This is a genomic window from Pseudomonas sp. MM213 (assembly GCF_020423045.1).
GTDB lineage: Bacteria > Pseudomonadota > Gammaproteobacteria > Pseudomonadales > Pseudomonadaceae > Aquipseudomonas > Aquipseudomonas migulae.
Map to the genome: position 1 here is coordinate 3,405,048 of NZ_CP081943.1, position 18,593 is coordinate 3,423,640.

The following is an 18,593-nucleotide window of genomic DNA, read 5'->3' on the forward strand; positions in this document are numbered from 1 at the left end:
AAGATTCGGCGCACAGCATACACGGGGCAACAGGGTCTGTTGATCCTTGGTGGGAGCGAAGATCAAGACCCTACGGCTTTCGAAACAACTCTCGGGAAACCAGGGGACGACCGCCCAGGTGAACGGCCAATGCCTGGCGCATCAAACGCTTGGCGGCGGACAACGCGCCGGGGGCCGACCAGTCGGCGTCGGCCATGGCCAGCAACTCGGTGCCGTTGAACAGACCGGGTTGCAGCAGGTAGACCCGTTCCAGGCCGGCATCCACCTGTAGACGATACAGGCCGTCCGGCGCGACGGGTTCGCCGTGGATGTCGGTGTTCAGCGCGAAGCCGTAACCGAGATCGTCGAGCAAGCGCCATTCGAAGGAACGCAGCAGCGGCTCCAGCGGGCGGCCTTCGGCCAGCGCAAGCAAAGTCGCGGCGTAGTGATCGAAGACAGCGGGATGGGGATCTTCTGATGGCAACAGGCGAATCAACAGCTCATTGAGGTAAAGCCCGCTGAACAGCGCCTCACCGATGAGCCATGTCGACGTACCGGCACTTTCCATGCGCCCGACATTCTTCAGTTCGCCCCGCCCCCGGAACTCGACTTCCAGCGGCACGAACGGCCGCGCCAACGTCCCGGCCTTGCCCCGCGCACTGCGCAACACCGCCCGCAGCCGACCTTGCGGCGTGAGGAAATCCACCAGTGCGCTGTTTTCGCGGTAGGCGCGGGAGTGGAGGACGTAGGCGGGTTGGCCGATGGGCTGGGACATGGAGCTCTCAATGACGGATCGCGATTTTACTAACACCCCAAAACCACTGTGGGAGCGAGCCTGCTCGCGATGAGGGACTGACATTCAACAAAATTGTTGACTGACAGACCGCTATCGCGAGCAGGCTCGCTCCCACAGTTTTATCACCTGGGCTCAGGTTTACAGGTCGCCGTAACCCAGCGAACGCAATGCGCGCTCATCGTCGGACCAGCCGCCTTTCACTTTGACCCAGAGGTTGAGCATGATCTTGGAGTCGAACAGCAGCTCCATGTCCTTGCGCGCCTCGGTGCCGATGCGCTTGATACGCTCGCCCTTGTCGCCAATGATGATTTTCTTCTGGCCGTCACGTTCGACGAGGATCAACGCATGAATGTGCAGGGTTTTCCCCTGCTGCTTGAACTCTTCGATTTCCACGGTGATCTGGTACGGCAGCTCGGCGCCCAGCTGACGCATGATTTTCTCACGCACCAGCTCAGCGGCGAGGAAGCGGCTGCTGCGGTCGGTGATCTGGTCTTCCGGGAAGAAGTGATCGTTTTCCGGCAGGTGCTCGGCGATCACTCGCTCCAGCGTGTCGAGGTTATGCCCGTGCTGGGCCGAGATCGGCATGATCTGCGCGTTCGGCAGCTGTTCCTGCAACCAGGTCAGGTGCGGCATCAGCTCGGCTTTGTCTTCGATGCGGTCGGTCTTGTTCAACGCCACGATCAGCGGGCCGGTCACGTACTGGACGCGCTCGAGCACCATCTGGTCTTCGTCGGTCCACTTGGTGCGATCCACCACGAAGATCACCACGTCGACGTCTTTCAACGCCGCCGAAGCGGTCTTGTTCATGTAGCGGTTCAAGGCCTTTTCGCCGCCCTTGTGCATGCCCGGGGTGTCGACGTAGATCGCCTGGACGGCGCCTTCGGTCTTGATGCCCAGCATGTTGTGGCGGGTGGTCTGAGGCTTGCGCGAAGTGATCGCCAGCTTCTGGCCGAGGATGTGGTTCAGCAGCGTGGACTTGCCCACGTTGGGACGGCCGACGATGGCAACATAGCCACAGCGTGTTGCGGTTGAATCAGTCATTGCCATTCTCCACACCCAGGGCTATCAGTGCTGCGGCGGCCGCTACCTGTTCGGCAATACGACGACTCACACCCTGACCTCGGCTTTTTTCATTCAGTAAGGTGATTTCGCATTCGACGAAGAACGTCCGGCAATGCGGCTCACCCTGGATATCCACCACTTCGTAACGCGGCAGCTCACAACCACGGGACTGCAGGAATTCCTGCAGGCGGGTTTTTGGATCTTTGTTGGTGTCGACCAGTGTCAGGCCTTCGAACTCGCCGGCCAGCCAGGCCAGCACGCGTTCGCGCGCCACGTCCATGCCGGCGTCCAGGTAGATCGCACCGATCAGCGCTTCCAGGGCATCGGCCAGAATCGACTCGCGACGGAAACCGCCGCTTTTCAACTCGCCGGAACCCAGACGCAAGTAATCGCCCAGATCGAAACCGCGGGCCAGTACAGCCAGAGTCTCACCTTTCACCAGACGTGCGCGCAAACGCGACAACTGGCCTTCGCGGGCCAGCGGGAAGCGATCGAACAGCGCCTCGCCAGCGACGAAGTTGAGGATGGCATCACCGAGGAATTCCAGGCGTTCGTTGTTGCGCCCGGCAAAGCTGCGGTGAGTCAGGGCCAGGACCATCAGTTCCTGATCCTTGAAGGTGTAGCCGAGCTGACGCTCTAGACGGCTTAAGGAGACGCTCACGGTTTACCCACGCTGAGTTCGTGGCTGGATTCCACCGCCATCGCCGTGGTGCGGCGCAGGCTTGGGACAATTAACGCTGTGTTCAAAAATTACGTCCTGAATATCATTGTTTTCATGCATCTGGCGCCGATTGTGGCAGTTCCAGAAATGCATTCGGCGCTGTGTTCAACAGCGCCGTGTGTGATTACTTGATCAGGCCAACCCGCGAGAAATTCGGCAGGTGACTGAGTTTGGGTTCCGGCCAGCTCATCCAGACTGCGAAGGCCTTGCCGACGATATTCTTGTCGGGAACCATGCCCAGCAGATCCTTGGGAATAGTCGGATCATCCCAGTAACGACTGTCGTTCGAGTTGTCGCGGTTGTCGCCCATCATGAAGTAGTGCCCGGCAGGCACGGTCCACGTATGGTCAGGCGATGCGCGATAACGGCTCATTTCCTTGCGGATCAAGTGCTCGGCGGCGCCGAGTTTTTCCTTGTAGAGCTCGGCGCTGCCCAGCGTGCCCGGCTCGGAGCCGACCAGTTGCTCGGCAATCGACTCGCCGTTGACGAACAGGCGCTTGTCGGCGGTGTAGCGAACCTGGTCACCCGGCAGGCCGACCACACGCTTGATGTAGTTGACGTTCGGATCACTCGGGTAACGGAACACCATCACATCGCCGCGCTGCGGATCACCGACATCGATGACTTTCTTGTCGATCACCGGCAGGCGGATCCCGTAGGAAAACTTGCTCACCAGAATGAAGTCGCCGACATCCAGCGTCGGTTTCATCGAGCCGGAAGGAATCTGGAACGGCTCCACCAGGAACGAACGCAGGACCAGCACGATGAACAACACCGGGAAGAACGACTTGCCGTATTCGACCAGCAGCGGCTCTTTGTTCAGCTTCTCGACCACCACCACATCCGGCTGGCTGACGCTGCCCTGATAGGAGGCGATGGCGGCACGCCGACGCGGCGCCAGGAAAACCAGATCAAGCAACGCCAACAGGCCGCAGACGAACACGGCGATGACCAGCAACAGCGGGAAATTTAGTGACATAGGACCTAACTATCCAACCTGAGCACTGCAAGGAAGGCTTCTTGTGGAATTTCCACGTTGCCGACTTGCTTCATGCGTTTCTTACCGGCCTTTTGCTTTTCCAGCAGCTTTTTCTTACGGCTGACGTCACCACCGTAGCATTTGGCCAATACGTTCTTTCTGAGTGCCTTGACGGTTGTCCGCGCCACAATCTGACCGCCAATGGCGGCCTGGATTGCCACGTCGAACATCTGCCGTGGAATCAGTTCTTTCATCTTCTCGGTCAACTGGCGACCTTTGTAGTTCGCATTGTCACGGTGCACGATCAGCGCCAGGGCGTCGACCTTGTCACCGTTGATCAACACATCCAGTTTCACCAGATTAGCCGATTGATAACGATCGAAATGGTAATCCAGCGAAGCATAGCCACGGCTGGTGGATTTCAGACGGTCGAAGAAGTCCAGGACCACTTCGTTCATCGGCAAATCGTAGGTCACCTGAACCTGGGTACCGAGGAACAGCATGTCGTGCTGCACGCCACGCTTCTCGATGCACAGGGTAATAACGTTGCCCAGGTGTTCTTGCGGCACAAGAATGTTGGCCCGCACGATCGGCTCGCGCATGTCTTCGATCGTGGACAGGTCCGGAAGCTTCGACGGGTTATCGACGTAGATCGTTTCACCGGTTTTCAGCAACAGCTCGAAAATTACCGTCGGCGCCGTGGTGATCAGGTCCAGGTCGTACTCGCGCTCCAGGCGCTCCTGGATGATTTCCATGTGCAGCATGCCGAGGAAACCGCAACGGAAGCCGAAGCCCAGGGCGTCGGAGCTTTCCGGGGTGTACTGCAGCGACGAGTCGTTGAGCGTGAGCTTTTGCAGGGCTTCACGGAAATCTTCGAAGTCGTCGGAGCTGACCGGGAACAGACCGGCGTACACCTGCGGTTGAATGCGTTTGAAACCTGGCAGCACGTCAACGTCGGGGGTGGAGCTCAAGGTCAGGGTGTCGCCCACTGGCGCACCGTGAATGTCCTTGATGCTCGCGATAATGAAGCCCACTTCACCGGCCTTCAGGTCGGCGGTAGGGGTGTGTTTCGGGTTGAATACACCGACGCTGTCCACCAGGTGGATCTTGCCGGTGGACTTGACCAGGATCTTGTCGCCCTTCTTCACGCGACCGTGGCGCACGCGCACCAGGGACACAACGCCCAGGTAGTTGTCGAACCAGGAGTCGATGATCAACGCTTGCAGCGGATCGTCGTAGTTGCCGGTCGGCGCCGGAATGGTGGTGACCAGGCGCTCCAGCACTTCATCGACGCCCAGACCGGTCTTGGCACTGCAAGTGACCGCGTCGGTGGCATCGATGCCGATGATTTTTTCGATTTCTTCCTTGACGCGGTCCGGATCGGCCTGTGGCAGGTCGATCTTGTTCAGGACCGGCATGACTTCCAGGCCCTGTTCGATCGCCGTGTAGCAGTTGGCAACCGACTGCGCTTCCACGCCCTGACCGGCATCGACCACCAGCAAGGCACCTTCACAGGCCGCCAGCGACCGGCTGACTTCGTAGGTGAAGTCAACGTGGCCCGGGGTGTCAATGAAGTTCAGCTGGTACTTGATACCATCGCGAGCGGTGTAATAGAGGGTGACGCTGTGGGCCTTGATGGTGATCCCGCGTTCACGTTCCAGGTCCATGGAGTCCAGCACCTGGGCTTCCATTTCGCGCTCGGCAAGGCCGCCGCACATCTGGATGAAGCGATCGGCCAGCGTCGACTTGCCATGGTCAATGTGGGCGATGATGGAGAAATTGCGGATATGACTCAAATCACTCACGGATCAACACTCAAAAAGGCTGCAGGCATGGCCCGCCGAAAAATAGCCGGGAATTGTACCTGATCCACGGCGCAAGCGTCACGTTCGCAGGTCAGACGGCACCTACAAAAAACGCCCCGGTCTTGCGACAGGGGCGTTTTTGAAGGCTTTTGCAGGAGCCGGCTTGCTGGCGATGGGGGCGTCGCGGTGGGTCTGGGTGACCGCAGCGATGCGCTATCGTCGGAACGCCGCCCGCACCAAGCCGGCTCCTACAGGTTCGCGTGTTTCAACCGGCTCGGCGCAGGAGGTAGACACCTGCCAGGGCACACACACCCGCCGGCACCAGCACCGCAAACAGCGGCGAGAACCCGAACACCAGGCTCGAAGGCCCCAACAAATCCTGGACGATGCGGAAGGTGAAACCCACCAGCACGCCGGTGAATACCCGCTGACCGAGGGTAACCGAGCGCAACGGACCGAAGATGAAGGAGATCGCCATCAGTACCAGGGCGGCAGTGACCAGCGGCTGCAACACCTTGACCCAAAATGCCAACCAGTAGCGGCCATTGTTCAACCCCTGATCCGCCAGGTAGTGGATGTAACTCCACAGGCCGGTGATCGACAGCGAATCCGGCGACATCACCACGGTGCTCAGCAGTTGCGGGCTCAGCGCCACGTTCCAGCGCTCGACCGGGGCCGTGACCACTTCAGTGCTCTTGTCATGGAACAGCGTGGTCGTGACATCGCTCAACTGCCAGTGATCCTGATCGAATTTCGCGCGTTTGGCGAAGCTCGAGGACAGCATGTGCCGCTGATCGTCGAAGCGATAACGGGTCACGCCGTACAGCACGCCGTTGGGTTGTACCGAGTTGACGTGGATGAACTCCTCGCCCTGACGGTGCCACAGGCCATGCTTGGCGCTTTGCGCATCACCACTACCTTGAGCCAGCGAGCGGTTGGCCTGCGCGGTGCTTTCGGTCGCCGGCGCGATGTACTCGCCAATCAACACGCCCACCACCATCAGGATCAACATCGGCTTCATTACGGCCCAGACGATCCGGCCGATCGACACGCCCGCAGCGCGCATGATGGTCAGCTCGCTGTGACTGGCCAGACTGCCGAGGCCGATCAGGCAGCCGATCAGTGCTGCCATCGGCAACATGTCGTAAAGACGGCGCGGCGCGGTCAGCAGGACGTAACTCAAGACATCGACCAGGGTGTAGGTATCGCTGACTTCACCCATCTCGTCGATGAAAGCGAACAGCGTGGCCAGACCGAGAATAATCCCCAGTACCGCCAGGATCGCGATAAAGACGCTGCTACCGATGTAGCGATCGAGCTTAACCACGGGCCACCTCCAGCGCGCTGCGGCGACTCGCCCGCTTCAACTGCCAGGGTTCCCAATAGAGCAAGCCAAGGCCGATGGCCAGGAAGATTGCGTGAACCCACCACAAGCCCAGCGCGGGCGGGATCTTGCCCTTTTCGAGGGCGCCGCGAGCGGCAATCAGGATGCTCAGGTAAGCCATATAAAGAAGAATCGCCGGCAGCAGCTTGAGGAAACGGCCCTGGCGCGGATTGACCCGCGACAGCGGCACCGCCATCAAGGTCACGATGAAGACCAGCAAGGGCAAGGACAGACGCCATTGCAGCTCAGTGCGCGAACGCAGGTCATCACTGCCGAGCAACGAACTGGTGGTCATTGCATCACGGTCGGTGACTTCGTCGCTGACGTCCGGCTTAGGCAGCAACACGCCGTACTCTTCGTACTTGATCGCACGATAGTCGGCCTGCCCCGGGTTACCGTCGTAGCGATAACCGTTGTCGAGAATCAGGTAACGGTTACCGTCGGGGCGGATTTCCTGACGGCCCTTCTCGGCCACCAGCACGGAAATCCCGCGATCCTTCTTGTCCGACGAGACGTTCTTTTGCGAAATGAACACGCCGCCGAGGTGGATGCGGTCATCCGACAGGGTTTCGGTGTAGGTCACCCGGGTGCCGTCACGCAGGGCCTGGAAGCGGCCCGGCTCGAGGGTATCGAACTCGGTCAGCGCGTCTTGTTTGTTCAGCAGCAACTGAAACTGATTGGCCCCTTGTGGCGCCAGGCTCAGGCTCAACCATGCCACCACCAGTGCCACCAGGGTGGCCGGAAACAGGGTCATGGTGAACAGGCGCTGCTGGCTCATGCCCGTGGCAGAGAGCACGGTCATTTCACTTTCAAGGTACAGGCGACCGTAGGCCAGCAGGATCCCGAGGAACAGGCCCAGCGGCAGGATCAGTTGCAGAAAGCCTGGCAGGCGAAAGCCCATGATCAGGAACAGCGAGCCCGGATCCAGAAGGCCAGCCGCCGCCTGGGCGAGGTATTTGATGAAGCGTCCGCTCATGATGATGACCAGCAGCACGGCACTGACGGCGCTCAAGGTCAACAGGACTTCGCGGGATAGGTAACGGAAGACGATCAAACCAGACACTCCAGGGTTGTCAGGCTAAGGCGGCCAAACAAGCAAACGTATCAGGCAGCCCGCAAGACAGAGCTGCCGAAAAAAGTTGGCGCATTATCCTGTGATTGGACGCGCCTGTCACTGCGCATGGTTACGCAGGCGGCCAAAGCGCAGAAGATCGTACAACCGAGGGTTGTCAGGCGCCGGTAGCGAGGTTCAAACTGCGGCCTTTGTCGCAAGCCGTGACTTGCGTCTTTCACTCTATAAATAAGCAGGCTCGAACGTCTGTCGTCGAGCACTTGCGTGTTGACCCATCATTCAGGGACCCGGACATGGAACTGGTTGTAAAAAGCGTTAACCCAGAAACGTTGAAAACCGCCACCCTGGTGGTCGCCGTCGGCGAAGGCCGCAAGCTCGGCGCCGTTGCCAAACAACTCGACGAACTGAGCGGGGGCGCCATCAGCGCTGTGCTCAAGCGTGGCGACCTGGCCGGCAAGGTTGGCCAGAGCCTGTTGCTGCACAGCCTGCCGAACCTGAAAGCCGAGCGCGTGTTGCTGGTCGGCGTGGGCAAGGACGAAGAGCTGGGTGACCGCCCGTTCCGTAAAATCATCGCCGGCGTCCTCAACACCCTGAAAGGCCTGGGCGGCAGCGATGCTGTGCTGGCGCTGGACGAAGTGATCGTCAAGGGTCGCGACAGCTATGGCAAAACCCGTCTGCTGGCCGAAACCCTGGTGGACGGCGAATACACCTTCGATCAGTTCAAGAGCCAGAAAGCCGAACCTCGCGCCCTGAAGAAAGTCACCCTGGTGACCATCAAGGCGGCCCAGGCTGAAGTCGAGCGCGCCGTGGCCCACGCCACCGCGATCGCCAATGGCATGGCGTTCACCCGCAACCTGGGCAACCTGCCGCCGAACATCTGCCACCCGACGTTCCTCGGCGAACAAGCGAAAAACCTCGGTAAAGAATTCAAAAGCCTGAAAGTCGAAGTCCTTGATGAGAAGAAAATCAAGGAACTGGGCATGGGCTCGTTCTACGCCGTCGGCCAGGGCAGCGCCCAGCCGCCGCGCCTGATCGTCATGCAATACAACGGCGGCAAGAAATCCGAGAAGCCGTACGCCCTGGTCGGCAAAGGCATCACCTTCGACACCGGCGGCATCAGCCTGAAGCCGGGCGCCGGCATGGATGAAATGAAGTACGACATGGGCGGCGCCGCCAGTGTCTTCGGCACCCTGCGCGCCGTGCTCGAGCTGAAACTGCCGATCAACCTGGTGTGCATCCTCGCCTGCGCCGAGAACATGCCGAGCGGCAACGCTTCGCGTCCGGGCGACATCGTCACCACCATGAGCGGCCAGACCGTGGAAATCCTCAACACCGACGCCGAAGGCCGTCTGGTGCTGTGCGACGCCCTGACCTACTCCGAGCGCTTCAAGCCGCAAGCCGTGATCGACATCGCAACCCTGACCGGCGCTTGCGTCGTTGCATTGGGTGCGCACACCTCCGGCCTGCTGGGCAACAACGACGAACTGATCGACCAGCTGCTGAGCGCCGGCCAATCGGCTGACGACCGCGCCTGGCAACTGCCGTTGTTCGACGAGTATCAAGAGCAGCTGGACAGCCCGTTCGCCGACATCGCCAACATTGGCGGCCCGAAAGCCGGCACCATCACCGCTGCCTGCTTCCTGTCGCGCTTCACCAAGAACCTGAACTGGGCGCACCTGGACATCGCCGGTACCGCCTGGACCAGCGGCGGCAAGGATAAGGGCGCCACTGGCCGTCCGGTTCCATTGCTGACCCAGTACCTGCTGGACCGCGCCAAAGCCTGAAACCGATGACCTCGGGCGGCGTTGCTTTCGGGCGACGCCGCCTGGGGCTCAGGAACCGCAATGACCAAAGTCGACTTCTATATCCTGCCCAGCGCCGATCCTTCGGCACGGCTGGATTTCGCCTGCAAGCTCACCGATAAAGCCTGGCGCATGGGCCATCGCATCTACCTGCATTGCAGCGATGCCGCCCAGCGTGACGATCTCGATGCACGCCTGTGGGCCTTCAAGGGCGAAAGCTTCGTGCCCCACGGCCCCGCCGAAAGCGAGCCGGACGGTTTGATTGTGCTGGGTCTTGGCGATGACTGCGGTCAACATCAGGATTTGCTGGTCAATCTCGACCTGAAAGTCCCGGCCTTTGCCAACAAATTCGCCCGGGTGGCGGAAGTGGTGGTGGAGGATCCGGCGATACGCACGGCTGCGCGGGAGAGTTTCCGTTTCTACCGCGAACAGGGCTATCCTCTGCAAGATCACCGTTTACAGCGACTCTGAGCATTCCGATGGACACTCCAAAACCGCTGCAAAAGTCCGCGCACCTGCTGGACGACCTTGAGTCGATCCGCCAACTGCTCGGCGATGACAACCTGCAACCACCGCTGCTGACCGACACGGTCGACGATGGAGAGCAGGAACAGATTCCGATGTTGTTCGACACGGTCAGCGCCAGTCAGCCCACCGTCCCACCGACGCCAGTCGCCGCTGCCGCGCAACCGACACCCGCTGCAACCAAAGGTCCAGACGACCTGCTGCACCTGGACAGCGAACTGCGCGCCGCCGCGCAACTGATCATGCAAGACGTGATCGACGACTTCGCCCCGCACATCGAAACCGAAATCAAACGCCGCCTCAGCGCGCGCCTTGAGCGGTTGCTAAGCCAGTACAACGACTGACCCCAACACCCCCCTGTAGGAGCGAGGCTTGCCCGCGAAAGCGATCTGCCTGCCGCCATCAATGCTGGACATGATTGCCTCTTCGCGGGCAAGTCGAATCGTCGCACCGCTCGCTCCTACAGGGATTTGCGGTGTTTTTGATACTGCGCCCTGTCCGCCCCCGCTCGCCCTGCGCCCCATGCCCCGCTATACTCGTCGGCTTTTCCTGAATTAATGCCAATAGGGTCCCGCCGCGCATGGATAAGACCTACCAGCCGCACGCCATTGAAACTTCCTGGTACAACACCTGGGAGTCTGAGAATTACTTCGCCCCGCAAGGCGCGGGCGAGTCCTACACCATCATGATCCCGCCGCCGAACGTCACCGGCAGCCTGCACATGGGTCACGGCTTCAACAACGCGATCATGGACGCCCTGATCCGTTTCCGCCGCATGCAGGGTCGCAACACCCTGTGGCAGCCGGGCACCGACCACGCTGGTATCGCCACGCAAATGCTGGTGGAACGCCAACTCGAAGCCCAAGGCCAGAATCGCCACGACCTGGGCCGTGAAAAATTCCTCGAGAAAGTCTGGGAATGGAAGGATCAGTCCGGCGGCAACATCAGCCGTCAGATCCGCCGTCTCGGCTCGTCCGTGGACTGGGGCCGCGAGCGCTTCACCATGGACGACGGTCTCTCGGAAGCGGTAAAAGAAGCGTTCGTGCGCCTGCACGAAGACGGCCTGATCTATCGCGGCAAGCGCCTGGTCAACTGGGACACCAAGTTGCACACGGCGATTTCCGACCTCGAAGTGGAAAACCACGACGAGAAAGGTTTCCTGTGGAACCTGAAATACCCGCTGGCCGACGGCGCCAAGACCGCTGAAGGCAATGATTACCTGATCGTCGCGACCACTCGCCCGGAAACCATGCTCGGCGACGCCGCCGTCGCGGTTAACCCGAACGATGAACGCTACAAAGCCCTGATCGGCAAATTTGTCGAGCTGCCGCTGGTTGGCCGCCGCATCCCGATCATCGCCGACGATTACTGCGACCCTGAATTCGGCACCGGTTGCGTGAAAATCACCCCGGCCCACGATTTCAACGACTACGAAGTCGGCAAGCGTCATAACCTGCCGCTGCTGAACATCTTCGACAAGAACGCTGCCGTACTGCCGGCCTGCCAGGTGTTCAACCTCGACGGCACGCTGAACGAAAGCATCGACGGCAAGATCCCGGCTGAATACGTCGGCCTCGACCGCTTCGAAGCGCGCAAACAAATCGTTGCTGCGTTTGACTCTGCCGACCTGCTGGTCAGCGTCAACGATCACGCACTGAAAGTGCCGAAAGGCGACCGCTCCGGCACCATCATTGAGCCGTGGCTGACCGACCAGTGGTACGTGTCCACCAAGCCATTGGCTGAACCGGCGATTGCCGCTGTTGAAGACGGCCGTATCCAGTTCGTGCCTAAACAGTACGAAAACATGTATTTCTCGTGGATGCGCGACATCCAGGATTGGTGCATCAGCCGTCAACTGTGGTGGGGCCACCGGATTCCGGCCTGGTACGACGAGTCGGGCAAAGTCTACGTCGGTCGCGACGAAGCCGAAGTGCGTGCCAAGCACAACCTCGGTCCGGACGTTGCGCTGCAACAGGACAACGACGTTCTCGACACCTGGTTCAGTTCGGGCCTGTGGACATTCTCGACGCTCGGCTGGCCTGAGCAGACCGAATTCCTGAAGAAATTCCACTCCACCGACGTGTTGGTGACCGGTTTCGACATCATTTTCTTCTGGGTTGCCCGGATGATCATGCTCACCATGCACCTGGTGAAAAACGAAGACGGCACGCCGCAGGTTCCGTTCAAGACCGTTTACGTTCACGGTCTGGTGCGAGATGGCCAGGGCCAGAAGATGTCCAAGTCCAAGGGCAACGTCCTGGACCCACTGGACATCATCGACGGTATCGAGCTGGAAGACCTGGTGCAGAAACGCACCTCCGGCATGATGCAGCCGAAACTGGCGAAAAAGATCGAGAAGCAGACCCGCGACGAGTTCGCCGACGGCATCGCCAGCTACGGCACCGACGCCCTGCGCTTCACCTTCTGCTCGCTGGCGTCCACCGGTCGCGACATCAAGTTCGACATGGGCCGCGTCGAAGGCTATCGCAACTTCTGCAACAAGATCTGGAACGCCGCGCGCTACGTGCTGGACAAGGGCGAAGACTGCGGCCAGAACGGCGAAGCCTACGAACTGTCGCTGGCGGATCGCTGGATCATCTCGCAGCTGCAACGCACCGAAGCCGAAGTGACCCGTCAACTCGACCAGTTCCGCTTCGACCTCGCGGCACAAGCCTTGTACGAGTTCATCTGGAACCAGTATTGCGACTGGTACCTGGAACTGTCCAAGCCTGTGCTGTGGGACGAAAACGCACCGGTCGAACGTCAGCGCGGCACCCGTCGCACGCTGGTGCGCGTACTGGAAGTCGCGTTGCGCCTGGCGCACCCGTTCATGCCGTTCATCACCGAAGAAATCTGGCAGCGCATCGCGCCGCTGGCCGGTATCGAAGGCAAGACGATCATGCTGCAGCCTTGGCCAGTGGCCAATGAAGAGCGCATCGATCCGGCGGCCGAGAACGACATCGAATGGCTCAAGGAACTGATGCTCGGCACGCGCAACATCCGTGGCGAGATGAACATCGGCCCAGGCAAGCCGCTGAACATTTTCCTGAAAAACGTCAGCGCCGAAGACCAGCGTCGTCTCACCGAGAACGAAGCCCTGTTGAAGAAACTGGCGCGTCTCGAATCGATCACCGTGTTGGCTGCCGGCGAAGAAGCACCGCTGTCCGCCACCGCGCTGGTGGGTGAGATGGAAGTGCTGGTGCCGATGGCCGGCCTGATCGACAAGGACGCCGAACTGGCCCGTCTGGACAAGGAAATCCTGCGTCTGCAGGGCGAAGTCCAGCGCGTGGGCGGCAAGCTGTCCAACGCCGGTTTCGTCGACAAGGCTCCGGCCGAAGTCATCGAGAAGGAACGCGCCAAACTGGCTGAGGCCGAACAGGCTTTGGGCAAACTGGCCGAGCAGCATGCGCGGATTGCCAGCCTGTAACGGCAAATCGCAATGAAAAAGGGAGGCCCGCAACGGCCTCCCTTTTTTATGCCCGCCACTTTTTGCTTTCTGTAGGAGCGAGCGATGCGGCGACCCGACTTGCCCGCGAAGAACGATGATGCGGCATGCCTGACAGACCGCATTATCGTTCTTCGCGGGCAAGCCTCGCTCCTACAGGTCCCCCGCCAAGTCATGGTCTGTGGGACAATACCCGCCACTTTCAGCCATACCCGAATCGACAACGCCCATGACCGCCCCCCGCACACCCCGCCCTGCGCGCAAGAAGCCTGACTCCGCCACCCCGGCCAAAGCCGTGGAACCGCGTGAAAAGGCCAGCCTGCACCCGCGCAACCGCCATCAGGGTCGTTACGACTTCCCGGCGCTGATCAAAACCACGCCGGAACTGGCGAAGTTCGTGATCATCAACCCGTACGGCAAGGAAAGCATCGACTTCGCTAGCCCGGACGCGGTGCGGGTGTTCAACCGGGCGCTGCTGAAATCGTTCTATGGCATCGCCCATTGGGACATTCCAGCCGATTACCTCTGCCCGCCGGTGCCGGGCCGTGCTGACTACGTGCACTTCCTGGCCGACCTGCTGGCCAGCGTTAATGACGGCGAAATCCCGCGTGGTGCGCCGGTCAAGGTGCTCGACATCGGCATGGGCGCCAACTGCGTCTACCCGCTGATCGGCTACAGCGACTACCGCTGGCACTTCCTCGGTTCGGAAATCGACCCGACGGCCGTGGCCGCCGCCAAAGCCATCGTCCAGTCCAACGGTCTGAACAAGGCCATCCAGCTGCGCCAGCAGACCAATCCCAAGCACATTCTGCTGGGCTTGCTCGAACCCGGCGAACGCTTCGACCTGACCATGTGCAACCCGCCGTTCCACGCTTCGATGGACGAAGCGACCAAAGGCAGCGAGCGCAAATGGCGCGCCCTTGGCCGTGCCGACCCGAAACGCAAACTGCCGGTGCTGAACTTCGGCGGTCAGTCGGCCGAATTGTGGTGCGAAGGTGGCGAAGCCCGTTTTGTGACGCAGCTGATTGCCGAAAGCGCGCACTTTCAGCACAAAGTGCTGTGGTTCAGCACCCTGGTCTCGAAAGCCTCGAACCTGCCGGCGATTGAGACGGCGCTGAAAAAGGCCGGGGTTCTGGAAAGCCAGGTCGTGGAAATGTCCCAGGGCCAGAAGCAAAGCCGCTTCGTTGCGTGGACCTTCCAGACCAAATCCGAACAGCAGGTCTGGCGGCGCGAGCGTTGGGTTAAAAAAGCTGAGTAACTGACCAACGGAGATCAACTGTAGGAGCGAGCCTGCTCGCGATGGCGGTATGTCAGTGACAATAATATTGCCTGACGCACCGCAATCGCGAGCAGGCTCGCTCCCACATTGGTTTTGCGGTGTTTGCGAGCCCAACGCCAAATCACAGGCGCAAAAAAACCGTGCCCGGATCACTCCGGAGCACGGTTTTTTTTACTGCGTCTTACTTGTTAACAGCGTCGGTCAGGCCTTTGGCCACAACCAGCTTGATAACTTTCTTGGCAGCGATTTCGATGGCAGCGCCAGTCGAAGGGTTACGGCCGGTACGGGCAGGACGCTCAGTCACTTTCAGCTTGCCGATACCTGGCAGAGTGATTTCGCCGCCGTTTTCCAGCTGATCGGCAACGATTTGGCCCAGTTGGTCCAGAGCGTTACGCGCGGTGGTTTTTGGCGCGTCGATAGCTTCAGCGATGTCGGCGATCAGTTGGTCTTTAGTAAGAGCCATGTAGTGTTCCTTCCCTATCAAATTCATATGGATTGCAGAGTGCAGTGTCAGCCATCGAGCCCGATCTTCTGGATCTGGCACCCTCGGCCAATAACCACGGGATCGGGGTTATAGATACCGAAATCAGGGTTTGGTTCGACCTGACAAATGCTGAATGCACGCTTAACGCAGTGACTTCGCGTAAGACCGGGCAAAACTAGCACAGAGACGGGGAAATATCCGCCTCTTGCTACCCATTTGGTCAGCTTTATTGCTCTAAAACAGGAAAAAACTGCATAAGGGCCGTCGGTCGGCTACGAATTGCCCTTCGCACCGCGCCAAAACCAGTGGTTGCGGTACACTTGGCACTTTTTCGGGAGCCTGCCCTGCTCTCTCCAACAAGCCGTATCAAACAGCCGAGAAGCCCATGCCGATCCGTCATTGCATCGTCCACCTGATCGACAAAAAACCCGACGGCACGCCCGCAGTTCTCCACGCTCGCGACTCTGAACTGGCCGAGTCGAGCGCCATCGAGAACATGCTTGCCGACCTCAACGAGAGCTACAACGCCAAACAAGGCAAGGCCTGGGGTTTCTTCCATGCCGAATCCGGGGCGCACCCGTTCAGCGGCTGGCTGAAGGAATACCTCGACGGCGGCAAGGACTTCACAGCGTTCAGCCGCGTGGCGGTGGAACACCTGCAGAAGCTGATGGAAGAGTCGAACCTCTCGGTGGGCGGCCACGTGCTGTTTGCGCATTACCAGCAGGGCATGACCGATTACCTGGCGATCGCGCTGCTGCACCACAGTGAAGGCGTTGCCGTGACCGATCAGCTGGACGTGACCCCGTCCCGCCACCTCGATCTGGGCCAGTTGCACCTGGCGGCGCGAATCAACGTCTCCGAGTGGCAGAACAACAAACAGTCCAAGCAGTACATTTCGTTCATCAAAGGCAAGAACGGCAAAAAGGTTTCGGAGTATTTCCGCGACTTCATCGGCTGCCAGGAAGGCGTCGACGGCCCGGGCGAAACACGCACGCTGCTCAAGGCATTCAGCGACTTCGTGGAAAGCGAAGACTTGCCGGAAGAGTCCGCCCGCGAAAAAACCAAGACCCTGGTGGATTACGCCAGCAGCCAGGCAAAAATGGGCGAACCCATGGGCCTGGAAGAACTCTCCGAACTGATCGACGAAGAGCGTCCGAAAGCTTTTTACGATCACATTCGCAACAAGGACTACGGGCTTTCACCAGAGATCCCGGCGGATAAACGCACCCTGAACCAGTTCCGCCGCTTCACCGGTCGCGCCGAAGGTCTGTCGATCAGCTTCGAAGCGCACCTGCTGGGCTCGAAGATCGAATACGACGAAGAAGCCGGCACGCTGATCATCAAAGGCCTGCCGACTCAGCTGACTGATCAGCTCAAGCGACGCAACTGATGATTGGCAGCGTGCTGAAGAAATTCCTGCTGATCTTGCTGGTGGTCGTGGTTTATCAGAACTGGGGCAAGATCGAGCGGGTGTTTAATCCGGCCCAAGTGGTGTCGGAACAGACTCAGGCCAAAGCTAACGTCGTGCTCTACGCCACTGAGTGGTGCGGTTACTGCAAACTGACCCGGCGCTTTCTTGATCAGAAAGGCATTCCGTACAAGGAATTCGATATCGAGAAGGACGCCGAGGCGCGCAAGGCTTATGAAGCGTTGGGTGGCGGCGGGATTCCGATCATCGATGTCAACGGAACGCTGATTCGCGGGTATGACCCGGATACCATCCTCGCAGCCCTGAAGTAACTCCTGAACACAACACAATCCCCTGTAGGAGCCGGCTTGCTGCGGGCGGCGTTCCGACGATAGCGGTGGGTCAGTCGATGAATATGTTGACTGATCCACCGCTATCGTCGGAACGCCGCCCGCAGCAAGCCGGCTCCTACAGGTCGGTGTACGTCGTTAGCTGTTAATGCGCTCGATACGAAACCCGAACCGCGGAAAGTGCACATGCACCACTCCGCCACGTTCGTCTTCACGGCGCAGAATCAATTCCTCACGCCCGGCAAACAGCAACTCCCCGGCCACCGGATCAACACCGTAATCGGTCGCCGTGATAACCACCTGCTGACCCGCCTCATGCCCGTTCGGCTCTTCGAACTGCTCATCCGGCAACGCGGCAGGCGTAGCATTACGCGCCACCGCCAGCGCCTCCTCGGATGTCATCTCGCTGAACGCACCGTGCCCGAAACCCAAGACCCGTGCATGCCACGCGGCAACCGCCGGGTACGCATCGACCAGCGGCGCAGTCACTGGTGTCGCTTTCAGGAACCACAGCGAGTGAGCCAGGGCGAAGTCGGCAATCGATGGTTCGCCGAACAGGAAGTCGCCCTGCTCGCGCTGCAGCTGTTGCTCCAGGCGTGTCATGATCGTCGGCCATTGATGCCGCGCCTGTTCGGCCGACAACTTTGTCGCACTGCCACCGCTGAAAAAACTGGCGCGATCGGCGAGGAACGCCTTGATTGCTTCCGGCGGCAAATGGCCGAAACGCACCGCGACCGACGCAGGCTGAAACACCAGGCTTACGGCATGCTGGAACACCACCGAATCCGCCCAGGCAGCGAACGTCGCGGCGATCATTTCCTGACCTTCCGGGAAGAACGCCGGCAAGGCTTTTTCCTGCTCCAGTCGACGGGCGATCAGCGACGTGTCGCAATAAATATCCGCACCAATCTGCAACACCGGCGTCTTGCGATAGCCACCGGTCAAAGCCGTCAGATCGGGTTTTGGCATCACCGGCGAGATCTTCACCGAGCGCCAGGACAGGCCCTTGAAGCCCAGCAGCAGGCGGGCTTTTTCGGCAAAAGGGGACGTCGGGTAATGATGAAGAATCAACTCGGACATGCTCGGCTCCGCCGCACGGATCAGGAATCTGCAGCTTAGCGCGCAATCCGCGAGCAGCCTACAGATCTGCCTGATGGGAACTGATCAATCAGATTGATAAGCCCGCAGCAAAGGTCGCCACCAGACATTCCTTGGCGCTTTTCTTGAGTTTTTTGATCAGCCGTTCCTGGCGCAGCGCTTCGCTTTTGTCGCGGCAGACTTCGGTGTAGACCAAGGCCACCGCCGGGCTGGAAAGGAAGAACCGCGCGCCTTTGCCGCTCTGGTGAGTGGCGAAGCGGCGGACGGGATCGTCGCTGATCCCGCAGTAGAGCGAACCGTTGGCCGCGCGAACGAGGTAGACGAACCAGGGTTTGCTGGCGGGCAGCGTCGGTTCGGCGGCAATGGCGGCGGGTTCGCTCGGCGTGTTCACGTGACGGTCAGGG

At 60.1% G+C, this 18,593-nt stretch carries 17 protein-coding genes; 7 read left to right on the forward strand and 10 right to left on the reverse strand.

What is annotated here, in order from left to right; all coding sequences use genetic code 11:
* Nucleotides 1-70 precede the first annotated feature (70 nt).
* The 7 genes from recO to lptF form a co-directional block, all read right to left on the reverse strand.
* Nucleotides 71-754, reverse strand: a complete 684-nt coding sequence (gene recO / locus K5R88_RS15395) for a DNA repair protein RecO (protein ID WP_008026692.1) — start codon at nt 752-754, stop codon at nt 71-73.
* A 159-nt stretch (nt 755-913) separates the two neighbouring features.
* Entirely contained in the window at nt 914-1,816 is a 903-nt protein-coding gene (gene era / locus K5R88_RS15400; protein ID WP_008026691.1) for a GTPase Era, read from the reverse strand.
* A complete protein-coding gene (rnc, locus tag K5R88_RS15405; protein WP_032828632.1) occupies nt 1,809-2,498 on the reverse strand; it encodes a ribonuclease III in 690 nt (229 codons plus the stop codon). Before rnc ends, era begins: the two co-directional genes overlap by 8 nt.
* Nucleotides 2,499-2,682: 184 nt before the next feature.
* Nucleotides 2,683-3,537, reverse strand: a complete 855-nt coding sequence (gene lepB / locus K5R88_RS15410; RefSeq protein WP_008026689.1) for a signal peptidase I — start codon at nt 3,535-3,537, stop codon at nt 2,683-2,685.
* A 5-nt stretch (nt 3,538-3,542) separates the two neighbouring features.
* Nucleotides 3,543-5,342 carry a translation elongation factor 4 gene (gene lepA, locus K5R88_RS15415; RefSeq protein WP_008026688.1) on the reverse strand — a complete coding sequence of 600 codons (1,800 nt, stop codon included), beginning with the start codon at nt 5,340-5,342 and terminating at the stop codon, nt 3,543-3,545.
* 265 nt (nt 5,343-5,607) lie between these two features.
* Entirely contained in the window at nt 5,608-6,669 is a 1,062-nt protein-coding gene (gene lptG / locus K5R88_RS15420) for an LPS export ABC transporter permease LptG (RefSeq protein ID WP_008042483.1), read from the reverse strand.
* Nucleotides 6,662-7,780 carry an LPS export ABC transporter permease LptF gene (lptF, locus tag K5R88_RS15425; protein WP_226297998.1) on the reverse strand — a complete coding sequence of 373 codons (1,119 nt, stop codon included), beginning with the start codon at nt 7,778-7,780 and terminating at the stop codon, nt 6,662-6,664. The genes lptG and lptF overlap by 8 nt, the downstream gene beginning before the upstream one ends.
* A 311-nt stretch (nt 7,781-8,091) precedes the next feature.
* Here lptF and K5R88_RS15430 point away from each other — a divergent pair, with 311 nt between their 5' ends.
* From K5R88_RS15430 to rlmF, 5 genes are all read left to right on the forward strand, one after another.
* The gene (locus K5R88_RS15430) at nt 8,092-9,582 is read left to right on the forward strand and encodes a leucyl aminopeptidase (RefSeq protein WP_226297999.1); all 1,491 of its coding nucleotides are present in this window, start codon (nt 8,092-8,094) and stop codon (nt 9,580-9,582) included.
* A 60-nt stretch (nt 9,583-9,642) separates the two neighbouring features.
* The gene (locus tag K5R88_RS15435; protein ID WP_008026678.1) at nt 9,643-10,071 is read left to right on the forward strand and encodes a DNA polymerase III subunit chi; all 429 of its coding nucleotides are present in this window, start codon (nt 9,643-9,645) and stop codon (nt 10,069-10,071) included.
* 8 nt (nt 10,072-10,079) lie between these two features.
* Nucleotides 10,080-10,469 (forward strand): DNA polymerase III subunit chi, encoded by a 390-nt coding sequence (locus tag K5R88_RS15440; protein WP_226298000.1) that lies wholly within the window; start codon nt 10,080-10,082, stop codon nt 10,467-10,469.
* A 236-nt stretch (nt 10,470-10,705) separates the two neighbouring features.
* A complete protein-coding gene (locus K5R88_RS15445) occupies nt 10,706-13,552 on the forward strand; it encodes a valine--tRNA ligase (protein WP_008026674.1) in 2,847 nt (948 codons plus the stop codon).
* Between the two features lie 247 nt (nt 13,553-13,799).
* A complete protein-coding gene (gene rlmF, locus K5R88_RS15450) occupies nt 13,800-14,828 on the forward strand; it encodes a 23S rRNA (adenine(1618)-N(6))-methyltransferase RlmF (RefSeq protein WP_226298001.1) in 1,029 nt (342 codons plus the stop codon).
* A gap of 202 nt (nt 14,829-15,030) precedes the next feature.
* Here the strand turns inward: rlmF and K5R88_RS15455 are convergent, their stop codons facing one another.
* A complete protein-coding gene (locus K5R88_RS15455; RefSeq protein ID WP_007905514.1) occupies nt 15,031-15,312 on the reverse strand; it encodes an HU family DNA-binding protein in 282 nt (93 codons plus the stop codon).
* Between the two features lie 406 nt (nt 15,313-15,718).
* Here K5R88_RS15455 and yejK point away from each other — a divergent pair, with 406 nt between their 5' ends.
* Together yejK and K5R88_RS15465 are read left to right on the forward strand one after the other, a co-directional pair.
* Nucleotides 15,719-16,723: a nucleoid-associated protein YejK gene (gene yejK / locus K5R88_RS15460; protein WP_008026670.1), complete on the forward strand. Its 1,005-nt coding sequence runs from the start codon at nt 15,719-15,721 to the stop codon at nt 16,721-16,723.
* On the forward strand, nt 16,723-17,073 hold the full coding sequence (locus K5R88_RS15465; protein WP_226298002.1) for a glutaredoxin family protein: 351 nt from the start codon (nt 16,723-16,725) through the stop codon (nt 17,071-17,073). Before yejK ends, K5R88_RS15465 begins: the two co-directional genes overlap by 1 nt.
* Nucleotides 17,074-17,229: 156 nt before the next feature.
* On the opposite strand, the gene K5R88_RS15470 is transcribed toward K5R88_RS15465, so the two are convergent.
* Nucleotides 17,230-18,171 (reverse strand): glutathione S-transferase family protein, encoded by a 942-nt coding sequence (locus tag K5R88_RS15470; RefSeq protein WP_226298003.1) that lies wholly within the window; start codon nt 18,169-18,171, stop codon nt 17,230-17,232.
* Between the two features lie 88 nt (nt 18,172-18,259).
* Nucleotides 18,260-18,580 carry a GIY-YIG nuclease family protein gene (locus K5R88_RS15475; protein ID WP_008026664.1) on the reverse strand — a complete coding sequence of 107 codons (321 nt, stop codon included), beginning with the start codon at nt 18,578-18,580 and terminating at the stop codon, nt 18,260-18,262.
* Nucleotides 18,581-18,593 lie beyond the last annotated feature (13 nt).

Bases quoted from the DNA above. Each gene is read 5' to 3' on its own strand.
- yejK (WP_008026670.1), top strand. From the start codon at position 15,719: ATGCCGATCCGTCATTGCATCGTCCACCTGATCGACAAAAAACCCGAC.
- K5R88_RS15470 (WP_226298003.1), bottom strand. From the start codon at position 18,171: ATGTCCGAGTTGATTCTTCATCATTACCCGACGTCCCCTTTTGCCGAA.
- K5R88_RS15445 (WP_008026674.1), top strand. From the start codon at position 10,706: ATGGATAAGACCTACCAGCCGCACGCCATTGAAACTTCCTGGTACAAC.
- K5R88_RS15465 (WP_226298002.1), top strand. From the start codon at position 16,723: ATGATTGGCAGCGTGCTGAAGAAATTCCTGCTGATCTTGCTGGTGGTC.
- K5R88_RS15430 (WP_226297999.1), top strand. From the start codon at position 8,092: ATGGAACTGGTTGTAAAAAGCGTTAACCCAGAAACGTTGAAAACCGCC.
- lepB (WP_008026689.1), bottom strand. From the start codon at position 3,537: ATGTCACTAAATTTCCCGCTGTTGCTGGTCATCGCCGTGTTCGTCTGC.
- K5R88_RS15455 (WP_007905514.1), bottom strand. From the start codon at position 15,312: ATGGCTCTTACTAAAGACCAACTGATCGCCGACATCGCTGAAGCTATC.
- K5R88_RS15435 (WP_008026678.1), top strand. From the start codon at position 9,643: ATGACCAAAGTCGACTTCTATATCCTGCCCAGCGCCGATCCTTCGGCA.
- era (WP_008026691.1), bottom strand. From the start codon at position 1,816: ATGACTGATTCAACCGCAACACGCTGTGGCTATGTTGCCATCGTCGGC.
- K5R88_RS15440 (WP_226298000.1), top strand. From the start codon at position 10,080: ATGGACACTCCAAAACCGCTGCAAAAGTCCGCGCACCTGCTGGACGAC.
- recO (WP_008026692.1), bottom strand. From the start codon at position 754: ATGTCCCAGCCCATCGGCCAACCCGCCTACGTCCTCCACTCCCGCGCC.
- rlmF (WP_226298001.1), top strand. From the start codon at position 13,800: ATGACCGCCCCCCGCACACCCCGCCCTGCGCGCAAGAAGCCTGACTCC.